Genomic DNA, 12453 nt, shown 5'->3' with positions numbered 1-12453 from the left:
GCGTGGCCGGGTCGACCCCGCCGCTGAGGACCAGCACCGGCGACTGCGCCGGCGGCACCGTGTAGAAGGCCGGCGGCACCACGCCGCGGGGCCAGGTCTTGCAGGCCTGCTCGTACATGTGCGCATCCACGCGGGCGAAGTCGGCGCCTGCCGCCTCCGTGCCCTGCAGGCGCGGCAGATCCTCTGCGCAGATGACCGAGAAGTGCATGCCCATCGCCAGGCGGCTGCTGCTGTCGCGCTTGCCCCCGCCGCCCAGGGCCACGCCCAGGCCCAGCAGGCCCTCATAACGGCCAGACGCAGCGGCATCGATGGCGGCGGGCAGGGCGGCCGCCAGCGCCGGCGCATACAGCGGCGCCCGCACCGCGCGCAGCAGCAGCTCGGGCGTCAGCACGAAGGTCTCGGGCAGGCCGGTGCGCGGGCTCAGCGCGCTGACCTTGCGGGGCAGGCCATGCAGCAGCTGCTGCCAGCGCTCGCGCAAGGCCGGGTACTGCTTCGCGCAGCCGGCCGCATCGGTCTCGCAGGCCGCGAAGAGCGCGTCCAGCGCCGCCTGGCCGTCCACCGAGAAGCTGGCGGGCAGCACCATGTCCGGCGGCGCCACGCCGTCCAGCACCGTGCGGCGCACGCGGCCCGGGTACTGGCGCTGGTACTCGAGCGCGGCGCGGGTGCCGTAGGAGGCGCCGACCAGGTTCCACTGCGGGGCGCCTAGGGCCTCGCGCACCGCCTCGAAGTCCTGCATCGCGATCGTGGTGGTGAAGAAGCGCAGGCCCTCGTCGCCGCCGTAGGGCAGCAGGGCCAGGTCTTGCCTGCACTGCGCCAGGCGCCGGGCCTGGACCTTGTCGTCGGCCGCCTCTGCCAGCGTCAGGTCGACATCGTCGGCGCATTGCAGCGGCGCCGAGCGGCCGGTGCCGCGCTGGTCGATGAAGACCAGGTCGCGGCGGTTGTTGAGCCGGGACAGGCGCGACAGCACCGCAGGCGCCAGCGAGATCGCGCTCTGGCCGGGGCCGCCGGCCAGCAGCAGGACCGGGTCGGGCTGCTTGTTGCGGGCCATCGCCGGCACGACGGCATAGTGCAGCTCGATCTGCACGCCCTGCGGCCGTGCCGGATCGAGCGGGCGCTTCATGACGCCGCATTGCAGCTCGTTGGGCATGCCCTCGATGCGGCAGGGCGTCATCGGGGTCTGCGCCCCGGCCGCGAGGCTGGTCAACAGGAGCAGCAGTGCGCCGCTCCATCGTCGCAAAGACATCTAGGTCCTCCTTGAGTGGAGGCGATTATGGGCAGCGGCGGGCGGCGCGGCCCGGCGATGCGACGGGCTGCGGATCGGCGCGTCAGGCGGCCGGAATCTCGCGTCGGCCGAACATGCCCCAGCCTTCCATGCTCATCACCTGCTCGTCATTCTGGTTGAACACCTCCCAGGCCGAGCGCACCAGGCCGATCTCGGGCCGGCTCTTGCTGGCGCGGGCCTCCTGCACCGTCATGCGCACCCGCAGCGTGTCGCCCGGGCGCACCGGCTTCAGCCAGCGCAGGTTGTCGATACCCGGCGAGCCGTGGCTGGTGGAGTCCAGCAGGTAGGCGTCGCACATCATCCGCATCACGATCGCGCAGGTGTGCCAGCCGCTGATCGACAGGCCGCCGAGCACCGAGGCGTCGGCGGCGGCTTCGTCGAGATGGATCGGCTGCGGGTCGAAGGCGGCGGCGAAGGCGATGCCTTCCTCGCGCGTGATCGTGCGGCCGCCGAACTCGCGCACGCGGCCGACGGAGAAATCTTCGAACGCGTAGGTTTTGCTGTTGTCGGTGCTCATCGGTTCATTGGGTCTTGAAAGGGTTGCGGTCCGGCGCGTCCTCGTGCGGCACGAGGCCCAGCAGGCGCAGCGTCAGCTGGTTCAGCAGCGGCTGGCGATGCCGCATCCAGACCTGCATCGGCTGCGGCCGCGCGCCCAGCCGCGCCTTGGGCTCCAGCGCCGTGCGGCCCAGCGAGACCTCGCGCGCGCGCAGCGCGATCGCATCCCCGATGCTCGCATGCAGCAGGCCCAGGTACAGCGGCAAGGCGGCGGAGGCCGCACGGTCGAAACCGATGTGATAGGCGATCGCCTGCTCGCCGTCGAGCAGCGTGACGATGAAGCCCAGCAGCCGCGAGTCGCGGTCGAACACGCCGGCATGGCGGATGCACGCGGGCCCGGCGCTGCGGGCGAGGGCGCCGAAATAGCCCGCATGCAGCGTGAACGGCCGGAAGCTGGCGTTCTCGTGCACCTGCAGGTAGAGCTCGTGCATGCGCGCGTGCAGCGCGGCGTCCTCGCCCGGCTCGAAGGCATGCAGCGTGAGGCCGGCATCGCGCAGCGGCTCCATGATCTGCTTGCGCACCGAGCTGCGGTACTTGGACGCCAGGCTGCCCAGGTAGTGCTCGTGCGAGGCCCAGGCCGGGTCCAGCGCCAGCACCATGTTCGGCTCGGTCTCCACGCCGCGGTAGGAGAGGCCGGCCAGCACGTCCACGCCGCGCGGCTCGATCACGTCCTTGACGATGACGAAGCCCGAGCGGCCAGCCAGCTTCTCCGCCCGGCGCACCCGGTACAGCAGCTCGGCCACGGCGGGCCAGACGGACTCCGGCTCCACGTCCGGCGCCATCGCCACCGCATGCATGCCGTAGCTCAGCAGGTTGCCGCAGACCAGCGCGCGTTCACCCAGCCCGTCGACCAGCGCCTGCAGCCCGATGCGCCGCCCGGCGACCGGCCGCATCCGCTCGGCCTCCAGCGCGACCCACTGCATCACCACGGCGGCGATCGGACCCTCGTCGTCGCAGATCAGGCCGTAGCGGGGCTGCAGGCAGTCCGGCGGCACCTGTTCCAGCATCGCCAGGTAGTCGCGGCTGAAGAACCAGGACTGGCCCTCGGCCAGCGCGTCCCACTGCAGCGGGTTCAGCTGCTCCAGCCGGTCGGCGATGGCGAAGCGCAGGCCGGTGGGGCTGCGCAGCTTGCGGCGCTGCTGCAGGCGCCGGCGCAGGCGCTCGAGCGGCGGCTTCATCGCGCGGCGCCCGCGCGCAGCGCCTTCAGTTCGCGGCCCAGCCAGTCGCGGCTGGGCACCGGTGCGGCGCCGGTGCAGCGCACCTCGTAGGGCTGGCCGCTCATGCTGCTGCTGCTCGCGCCCAGCTCGATGAACTGCTCGGCGCTGTGTACCGCGTCCTTGCCCACCAGGTAGTCGAGCTTCTTCTGCAAGTGAGCGCGGGCTTCGGTGGCGCCGTACCAGCTGCCGTTGCGCTTGAACTCACAGCCGGAGTTCTGCAGGCGGTTCAGCAGGCCGTCGATCTCGGTGCGCGCAGCGGCCGGCAGGCCGGCGGCCAGGGCGCTGCCCGCACCGAGGATCAGCAACGCCGCGCCGATCAAGGTAGAGAATCGCGGGGTTCTTTTCTTCATCAGCAGCGGTTCCTTGTGTTGCGCCAGGGCGTTCGATCCTAGCGCCAGCCACCATGCCGCACCCAACCCCGGAGACGATCCCCATGAAGCTCTACTACAGCCCCGGCGCCTGCTCGCTGTCCCCGCACATCGCGCTGCTCGAGGCCGGCCTGCAGGCCCAGACAGTGCTTGCCAGCACCAAGACCCACAAGCTGCAGGACGGCACCGACTTCTACACGATCAACGCCAAGGGCTATGTGCCGCTGCTGGAGCTCGACGACGGGCAGCGCCTGTCCGAAGGACCGGCCATCGTCCAGTACATCGCCGACCTCGCGCCCGAGAAGAAGCTGGCCCCGGCCAACGGCACGATGGAGCGCTACCGCCTGCAGGAGTGGCTGAACTTCATCACCGCCGAGCTGCACAAGGGCTTCGGCCCGCTGTTCAACCCGGCCACGCCGGAGGAGTTCAAGACCATGGCCAAGGCCAAGCTGGGCGAGCGCCTGGCCTGGGTGGACAAGCAGCTGGAAGGCAGGCAGTACCTGATGGGCGACACCTTCACGGTGGCCGATGCCTACCTGTTCACGGTCACCAACTGGGGTGTCCACGTGGGCGTGGACGTGTCGGTCTATCCGAACCTTGTCGCCTACCGGGCGCGTGTCGGCGCCCGGCCCGCGGTGCAGGCGGCCATGAAGGCCGAAGGTCTGATCAAGTAACTCGTTAGCCGATCAGCTCTTCTTCGGAGGCGCCTTGATCAGCGCCTCGCAGGTGGCCCGCTGCTGGTCGGCGGTGTCCACCTTGGCGCAGATGCCGTCCAGCTGGCTCTTCAGCCGGCCGATCGCCGCTGCATGCTGGCCGCCGGCGTTCCAGCTGCCCAGCTTGCTGCCTACCTTCTGCAGCGAGCGCGCGCTGCGCTCGTAGAAGGCGCTCTTGTCCTGGCCTGCCTCGTTGAACAGCTGCGAGGCGGTCTTCTCGATCTTCCCGCTGTCCTGCGGCGCCAGGTCCACCAGCGCGGCCAGGTAGTTGGAGCCCCACTGCAGCCGCGTGGCCGGGCCCTCGCTCTTGGCGAAGGCCTGCTCGTACCACTGCAGCGCCTCGTCCTTGCGGCCCTGCTTGCGGGCGTTGTTGCCCAGGTAGCTCATCAGGTAGTAGGGCGAGTGGCTCTTGGCCAGGCTCGCCTTCAGCAGCGTGTCGCTGTCCTTCCACAGGCCGGCCAGGCCCAGCACATAGGCGGCCTCGGTGATCACGGCCTGGCGTTCGTAGCCGTCGGTGATCTCCTTGTCGTCGCGGGCGGCGTGCTCGCGCACCGCCTGCTGCAGCGCCGGGCTGATCTTCGGGTTGACGGCGTCCTTGGGCTGGCCCAGGCGGGCCAGGTCCACGCGGGCCTGCAGCGCGGTGATGCGGTCGGCGCGGGACAGGCTCGCGTCGGTCTCCAGCTTCGCCAGCGCGGCGTCGTAGGCGGCCACCAGCTTCGTGCGGGCGGGGCCGGCGTCGGGCGCCAGCACCGAGGCCAGCTCGGGCGCGCTGTTGGTCAGCACGTCCATCATCGCGCGGGACTGTGCCGGGCTGGCCAGCAGGGCCTCCACGCGCTTTTGCAGCGCGGCGTCGGGCTGCACGCCCTGCGCCTCGTTGCTGGCGGCCAGGGCCTTCAGCCACAGGCGGGTCGTCGTTTCCTCGTCCACGCCGGTGCTGGAGCGGGCCAGCTGGGCCAGCAGGTTGGCGCGCTCCTGCTCGGGCGCCAGCTGCTGCTCGTCGGTTTCCCAGGAGTAGAAGGCCAGCAGCTTCCACTCATTGGCATTCAGCTTCTTGCCGGCGCGCGCATCGGCCAGCACGGCCTTCACCGGCCGGCCGCCGGCCAGGCCCAGCTGCAGCACCTTGACCACCTGGGGCGCGTCGATCTCGCCGGGCAGCCGGGTGATCTCGGTGGCCGCTGGGTTGAACAGGATCATCGTCGGGTAGCCGCGCACCTTGAAGCGCGTGCCCAGCTTCTGCGCGCCCGCCGAGTCGCCGTCGATGTGCACCGCCACGAAGGCGCGCGACTGCTCGATGAAGTCCTGCCGGTTGAACAGCGTGGCCTTCAGCTGGTTGCAGGGCGGGCACCACTTGGCGCCCCAGTACAGCAGCAAGGGCTTCTTCTCCGTCTTGGCCTGGGTGAAGGCGCGGTCCACGTCGGCATCGCCGTTGGCCTCGAGCCAGGCGACGGCGGCGCCGCCGCTTGCAGGAGAGGTGGCGGCATGGGCTGCGGGTGCGGCAGCCGCCAGGGCCAAGGCGAGGCTGGCGGCGAGGATGCGGAGTTTCGGACTCATGGGCGAATTGTCTGCGCAAACAAAAAAGCCCCGGGGCCGAAGCACCCGGGGCTTTCACTGAAGAGCGGTCGATCAGCGCAGCTTGTTCAGCTGGCCGTGCGCGGTCGTCGTGTCGGCGGTGTCGCCGAACAGGATCACTTCGTACAGGCCGCCCTGCAGCAGGGTGAGGTCCTGCTTGAACAGGTTGACGCCCGGGGCCAGCGGCGAGGTCACCACGAGGCTGTTCGTCGTGTTGGTCACGGTCACGGTCGACGGCGTGGACGCCGTGCCCGGCACGACACCGGAGGCCTGCTTGACGAAGTCCAGGGTCATCGTCACGCCGGCGGTGGTGTTGGCCAGACCGTTGACGACGCGCAGCTTGGTCGTGCCGGCGACCAGCGGCAGCTGGTTGTTGTCGTCCAGCACGCTGTACTGCGGTGCGGCGCCGCTGCCGTAGGCCAGCACGGTGTAGTCATGGCCAGCCACGAAGGTGCCGGTCACGTTGGTGCATGTTGCGTTGACGCAGGCATTGACCGGATCGGCACTCGCCGGCACGGTCACGTAGTCACCGACGGCGGTGGCGACCTGCGCATCCAGCACGGTGATGCCGGCGCGCGTGGCCGAGACGGTGGGATTGCCGGTCACGGTGGCCACCATGCGGACGCGGGCGTTCGTGCCGGTATAGGGCGTGACGGCGCCGTTCTGCACGGCCAGGATGCCGTTGACCAGCGTGCCGCCCGGCGTGGCCGTGGCGATCAGCGTGGCCACCTGCAGCGCGGGCAGCGAGACGTTCGGGATCTTCAGGCGGACGTCGTTCTTGTTGTTGTAGCCGGTCAGCGTGATCGTGAAGGTGGCGTTCTTGGTCACGTCCACGGGCACGAAGCCGCTGCCGTTGCCGCCGGCCACGCCACTGGCGATGGGCGAGGAGAGCGGATCGGTGGGCAGGGCGGTCAGGTAGATGTCCAGGGCGCCGGCGTCCGGGGCCAGGTTCTGCAGGTTCAGCGCGGTGTAGCCGGCCGAGGGCTGGGCCAGGTTCTCCTGCAGGATCACGCGGGAGATGCCGCCGTTCCAGCCGTAGGCGATGAAGCTGCAGCGGGCGCCGCAGATCACCGAGGACAGGCTCGGGGCCAGCACGGTGATGCCGCCGCTGGCGATGGTGGCCGTCGTGGCGTTGACGTTCTGGTTGCTGTAGTTGCTGGCGGTGCCGTAGGCCACGCTGGTGCCGACCACATTACCGTTCACCGACATGTCCAGCGAGGGGTAGCCCACGCTCGCGTTGATCAGGCGGATGTCCGCATTGCCGCTGTCGGAGCCACCGCCGCCACAGCCCGAAACCAAAGCCGTCGCAGCGACGACCGCTGCCGTGGCAGCCCATTTCATGAACGTCATGAATCACTCCAACAGTAAACAAAGCGGCGCGCCGCGCGCGCCTCATAGCCGGGCATTGTAGGGTGACGTTCGAGCGGGCCTGTTAGGGCCGCTACTGGCACGTGTGAAGAATGATTTCTGGCCGCTTCCTCCAGATCGAGGACGCGCTCCCGTCGCGCGGGGCCTAGATTGGCAGGCAGGGAGGTGCGCCATGGACATCCGTGCACTGGACGAGGTCGGTACCGCGGTCGACTGGTGGTTCATCTACAAGGTGCCCGCCCTCAGCGGCACCTCGGACGGCTTCAACTACGCCTACTACGACCCGGCCGCCAAGGCGCTGAAGCCGTCGCAGCACGTCCTCCTCGAGGGCAAGGGCGCCCTGGACCGTACCCTGAACGCCATCTTCGCCGAGCCGGCCGATTCCGTCGGCTGGATCCTCTACAACGACGAGGTGCCCGCGGATGCGGACATGCCGGACGCTCCCGGCCTGGGCCATGCCAAGGGCCTGATCGCCTTCGACGTCGAGTCGAAGACGGCGCTGTGGCTGCTGCACTCCTGGCCGAAGTTCGCCGACCCCTTCCACAAGGCGGAGCCGCCCAGCAAGCTCTACGGCCAGACCTATATGTGCCTGAGCCTCACGCTGGCCGTCGCGAACAAGCTGGCGGCGCTGATGATCAACCACCAGCAGCCGCAGGTCTACTTTCCGCGGGTGCCCAAGGGGCTGGATCCGCATTCGCCGCTGCATGCGCTCTCCAGGGGCGCCGATCCCAACCCGGCCGGCGATTCCCGCGTCGTCTCGCTTGCCACGCGCGGCGGCAAGCACTTCCTCGTGATCGCGAAGAACCGGCAGTGGAACAAGGATTTCTGGAACGAGCTGGTGGCCCCCGCGCTGAACGACGACATGGACGTGGAGACCTGGATCCGCGGGCCGATCCCGTCGATCCAGGCGAGCGACGGCGTGCATCACGTCTTCGACATCAAGTACGTGGACCTGAGCCGGCTGCCCGGCGGCGTGCGCGGTTGGGCCTGGCCGGAAACCCGGGACCACGCCAAGTGGGGCATCGCCCGCAACCAGCCCTGGGTGTGCGTTGGCGACATCAATCGCATGGTCTCCCAGGAGAAGCGGGGCGGCGGGACCATCGCGCTGCAGGACCAGGTGCTCTGGGAAGCCTTGCGCGGCACGGACCTGCTGCTGCTGCCGCCCACCAAGTCCGAACCGCAGGCCCGCGGAATGATCCTGGCCACGCATGGCAAGGCCGCTGCGCCGCGATCGTCGCTCGCCGCGGCGAGCCCGCCGCGCCACGTGACGGTCCGCCCCTCGACCCTGCCCGAGGCGGCAGTGGACGAGCCGCCCGCGCCTGCGTGAGTGCTGCGTGAGTGAATACCCGGGCCCGGTCCCGCAGGGGGCCGGGCTCCAATGGCGGATTCGACACGCACCCTCCGCCATGCCCTATCCGCACCTGCTCGCCCCGCTGGACCTCGGCTTCACGACCCTGCCCAACCGCGTGCTGATGGGCAGCATGCACACCGGCCTGGAAGACGGGCGCAAGCACTTCGACCGCATGGCCGCCTACTTCGCCGAGCGGGCGCGCGGCGAGGTGGGGCTGATGGTCACCGGCGGCTTCGCGCCCAATATCGAGGGCTGGGCCAAGCCCTTCGCCGGGACGTTGGCCACCAGCGGCGCCGCGCGGCGGCATGCGGTGATCACCAGGGCCGTCCACGCCGAAGGCGGGAAGATCGCGCTGCAGATCCTGCACACCGGCCGCTACGGCTACCAGCCCTTCTGCGTGGCGCCCTCGCGGCTGCAGTCGCCGATCTCGCCGTTCACGCCGCGCGAGCTGAGCGCCAGCGGCATCGAGCGCCAGATCCGCGCCTTCGTCCGCTGCGCGCGGCTGGCCCGCGAGGCCGGCTACGACGGCGTGGAGGTGATGGGCTCTGAGGGCTACTTCATCAACCAGTTCCTGGCGGCCCACACCAACAAGCGCACCGACGACTGGGGCGGCTCCTACGAGAACCGCATGCGGCTGCCGCTGGAGATCCTCGAGCGCACCCGCGAGGCGGTGGGGCGCGACTTCATCATCATCTACCGCCTCTCGCTGCTGGACCTGGTGCCCGAGGGCAGCAGCTGGGACGAGGTCGTGACGCTGGCCAGGCGCGTGGCCGCTGCCGGCGCCACCATCATCAACAGCGGCATCGGCTGGCACGAGGCGCGCATCCCGACCATCGCCACCAGCGTGCCGCGCGCCGGCTTCGCCTGGGTGACGAGGAAGCTGCGCGAGGAGCTCCGCGCGGCCGGCATCACCACCCCGCTGGTCACCAGCAACCGCATCAATACGCCGGAGGTGGCCGAGAGCGTGCTGGCCGATGGCTCCGCGGACATGGTGAGCCTGGCCCGGCCCTTCCTGGCCGACCCGGAATTCGTGAAGAAGGCGCGCGAGGACCGCGCCGACGAGATCAACACCTGCATCGCCTGCAACCAGGCCTGCCTGGACCACACCTTCGCGCAGAAGATCTCCACCTGCCTGGTCAACCCGCGGGCCGCCTACGAGCAGGAGCTGGTGCTGCGGCCGGTGCTGCAGAACAGGAAACGCGTGGCCGTGGTCGGCGCCGGCCCGGCCGGCCTGGCGGCCGCGACCGCGCTGGCCGAGCGGGGCCACGAGGTCCACCTGTTCGACGCGGCGGCCGAGATCGGCGGGCAGTTCAACATGGCCCGCCGCATCCCCGGCAAGGAGGAGTTCAGCGAGACGCTGCGCTACTTCCGCCGCCGCATCGAGGTCACCGGCGTCAAGCTGCAGCTGGGCCGCCGCGTCGGTGCCGCCGATCTAACGGGTTACGACGACGTGCTGCTGGCCACCGGCGTGACGCCGCGCAACCCGCGCATCAAGGGCCAGGACGACCCGGCCCTGGCCGGCCGGGTGCTCAGCTACATCGACGTGCTGGCCCACGGCGCCCCGGTGGGCGGGCGGGTGGCCATCGTCGGCGCCGGCGGCATCGGCTTCGACGTGGCCGAGTTCCTGGCCGAGCATCCGGGCCACTCGCTGGCGCTGGACCCGGCCGCCTGGCGGCGCGAATGGGGCGTGGCCGACCCGGCCGAGCTGCGCGCCGGCCTGGCCCGCCCGCAGCCGGCGCCGGCGGCCCGCCGGATCACGCTGCTGCAGCGCAAGAGCGGCAAGCCCGGCGCGGGCCTGGGCAAGACCACCGGCTGGATCCACCGCGCCGCGCTGAAGATGAAGCAGGTGGAGATGCTCGCCGGCGTCAACTACGAGGCGATCACCGCCGAAGGCCTGTGGGTCAGCTATGGCGAGAAGCGCGCCGACGCGCAGCTGATCGAGGCCGACACCATCGTGCTCTGCGCCGGCCAGGAACCGCTGCGCGAGCTGGAGGAGCCGTTGCGTGCGGCAGGCGCCCGAGTCCACTTGATCGGTGGCGCGCTGGAGGCCGGCGAATTGGATGCAAAGCGTGCAATTTTGCAGGGAACCCGCGTTGCGGCCACGCTCTAGACCCTAGCCAAGACTAATTTGGATCCAGACACTACGCCACGAAGTCGAGGGGCCGCTGCGCGGAGTACATGGGCGCGGCGGTAACAAAGAAGAACCAAGTACAGCGCAGCGCGCCGACCCGGCCGGGGCCACCAGCCCCGCGCCGCCGTCACCGCGCCATGCGCAAGAGGGTCTGTGAAGCCATGAGCTTTTCGTCGAGATACATGTACCGCTTGATTGCGGCGTTGGCAGCGCTTTCGCTGCTGGCGCCGGCCGCCCGGGCTCATGAAGCCGGACAGGCCATCGATCTGCACAGCCCCGTGCTGTGGCTGGGCGTTTTCTGCGTCGTCGGCGCGCTGGCCATGGGCCTGGTGCTGCGCCTGCAGCGACAGCGCCTGCGCGAGCGCCGCGCCGAGCTGCTGCGCGTGCGCCGCGAGCGCACCAAGCTCAGCGCGCTGCTGAACGCGATCCCCGACCCGGTCTTCTTCAAGGACGACACCGGCGCCTACGAGGGCTGCAACCCGGCCTTCGAGCTCTGCCTGGGCCTGCCCGAGAAGGAGCTGCTGGGCCGCCGCGACGAACAGCTGGCGAGCCGCCCCGCCTGGAGCGCCGCGCTGCGCGGCGACGCCCGCATGACCCAGCGCACGCTCAGCTGGATGCAGCAGCCCGGCGGCGAGCGCGTCTGCCTGGACGTGGTGCAGGCGCCGGTCTTCGACGAGGACCAGTGCCTGGGCATCGTCGGCGTGGCCCGCGACGTGACCCCGCTGCGCGAGGCGATGACCAAGCTGCACCGCGCCGTCACCGTGTTCGAGCATTGCGGCGAGGGCATCCTGGTGCTGGACGCGAAGCTGCGCGTCGAGGACGTGAACCCGGCGCTGTGCGCGATCAGCGGCTACAGCTCCGACGAGCTGGTCGGCACCACGCCCTTCTGGCTGCGCGAAGGCGAGCAGGACCACGAGCTGCTGAAGGCGCTGTGGGCGGAGGTCGAGGCCAAGGGCAAGTGGAGCGGCGAGCTGAGCGACCGCCACAAGAACGGCGACACCATCCCCGTCTGGGCCACCATCGTCGGCGTGCCTTCCAACGAGCTCGACGGCGCCGTGCACTACCTCGCCGTGCTGACCGACATCTCGCGCATCAAGCACACCGAGGCCGAGCTGCTGCACCAGTCGCTGCACGACCGCCTGACCGGCCTGCCCAACCTCTCGCTGCTGCGCGACCGGGTGACCCGCCAGATCGGCGTGGCCCAGCGCACCCACACCTGCGTGGCCGTGCTCTACATCGACCTCGACGGCTTCCGCGAGGTCAACGACATCGCCGGCCATAGCGCCGGCGACGCGGTGCTGCTGGAGACCACCCAGCGCTTCATCAACGTGACCCGCGCCAGCGACTCGGTGGCGCGCGTCGGCGCGGACGAGTTCGTCGTCGTGCTCTCGGGCCTGGTGGACGAAGAAACCTCGATGCGCCTCGGGGACCGGCTGATCCAGGCCATGGACACGCCCATCGTCGTCGGCGAGGGGGCCGCTGCGCGCCGCTTCACGCTGGGCGCCAGCATCGGCCTGGCCCTGTTCCCGGCGGACGGCACGACGGTGGACGAGCTGCTGCGCAATGCCGAGGCCGCGATGTGTCGCGCCAAGGTCAGCGCCCGCAACACCGTGCAGGCCTACCGGCCGGAGCTGACCCAGGCGGTGCAGAAGCGCTTCGAGCTGACCCATGCGCTGCGCCTGGCCAACGAGGCCGCGCAGTTCCGCCTCGAATACCAGCCGCAGGTGCGCCTGTCCGACGGTGCGCTGATTGGCGCCGAGGCGCTGCTGCGCTGGCGCCACCCGACGCGCGGCCCGATCTCGCCGGCCGAGTTCATCCCGCTGGCCGAGGACACCGGCCTGATCATCCCGATCGGCCGCTGGGTGCTGGAGACCGCCTGCGCCCAGGCCGCGCGCTGGC

10 protein-coding genes are annotated in these 12453 nt (G+C 70.4%); 4 read left to right on the top strand and 6 right to left on the bottom strand.

What is annotated here, in order from left to right:
* From B0W88_RS24170 to B0W88_RS24155, 4 genes are all read right to left on the bottom strand, one after another.
* The coding region (locus B0W88_RS24170; RefSeq protein WP_144006927.1) for an alpha/beta hydrolase at positions 1–1243 on the bottom strand (1243 nt) is incomplete at its 3' end.
* An 82-nt stretch (positions 1244–1325) separates the two neighbouring features.
* Positions 1326–1799 (bottom strand): MaoC family dehydratase, encoded by a 474-nt coding sequence (locus B0W88_RS24165; protein ID WP_077037175.1) that lies wholly within the window; start codon positions 1797–1799, stop codon positions 1326–1328.
* Between the two features lie 4 nt (positions 1800–1803).
* Positions 1804–3015, bottom strand: a complete 1212-nt coding sequence (locus B0W88_RS24160) for a GNAT family N-acetyltransferase (protein WP_077037174.1) — start codon at positions 3013–3015, stop codon at positions 1804–1806.
* Positions 3012–3404, bottom strand: coding sequence for a DUF5329 domain-containing protein (locus B0W88_RS24155; RefSeq protein ID WP_077037173.1), 393 nt, complete (start codon positions 3402–3404; stop codon positions 3012–3014). The genes B0W88_RS24160 and B0W88_RS24155 overlap by 4 nt, the downstream gene beginning before the upstream one ends.
* A gap of 83 nt (positions 3405–3487) precedes the next feature.
* Here B0W88_RS24155 and gstA point away from each other — a divergent pair, with 83 nt between their 5' ends.
* Positions 3488–4096, top strand: coding sequence for a glutathione transferase GstA (gene gstA / locus B0W88_RS24150; RefSeq protein ID WP_077037172.1), 609 nt, complete (start codon positions 3488–3490; stop codon positions 4094–4096).
* Between the two features lie 12 nt (positions 4097–4108).
* Here the strand turns inward: gstA and B0W88_RS24145 are convergent, their stop codons facing one another.
* On the bottom strand, positions 4109–5686 hold the full coding sequence (locus B0W88_RS24145) for a thioredoxin family protein (RefSeq protein WP_077037171.1): 1578 nt from the start codon (positions 5684–5686) through the stop codon (positions 4109–4111).
* 72 nt (positions 5687–5758) lie between these two features.
* The gene (locus B0W88_RS24140; RefSeq protein WP_083749029.1) at positions 5759–7054 is read right to left on the bottom strand and encodes a DUF4397 domain-containing protein; all 1296 of its coding nucleotides are present in this window, start codon (positions 7052–7054) and stop codon (positions 5759–5761) included.
* 190 nt (positions 7055–7244) lie between these two features.
* Between B0W88_RS24140 and B0W88_RS24135 the strand changes: the two genes are divergently transcribed.
* The 3 genes from B0W88_RS24135 to B0W88_RS24125 all read left to right on the top strand — a co-directional run.
* Entirely contained in the window at positions 7245–8399 is a 1155-nt protein-coding gene (locus tag B0W88_RS24135) for a deoxyribonuclease II family protein (protein WP_077037169.1), read from the top strand.
* A gap of 79 nt (positions 8400–8478) precedes the next feature.
* Entirely contained in the window at positions 8479–10533 is a 2055-nt protein-coding gene (locus tag B0W88_RS24130) for an NADPH-dependent 2,4-dienoyl-CoA reductase (RefSeq protein WP_077037168.1), read from the top strand.
* Positions 10534–10736: 203 nt separating this feature from the next.
* Positions 10737–12453, top strand: a 1717-nt coding sequence (locus B0W88_RS24125) for a bifunctional diguanylate cyclase/phosphodiesterase (protein WP_158080933.1), incomplete at its 3' end; no start/stop codon positions are given.

This window comes from Pelomonas sp. KK5, assembly GCF_001984095.1.
In the GTDB taxonomy this organism is placed as follows: Bacteria; Pseudomonadota; Gammaproteobacteria; order Burkholderiales; family Burkholderiaceae_C; genus KK5.
This window is presented reverse-complemented; position numbering and strand designations above follow the sequence as displayed.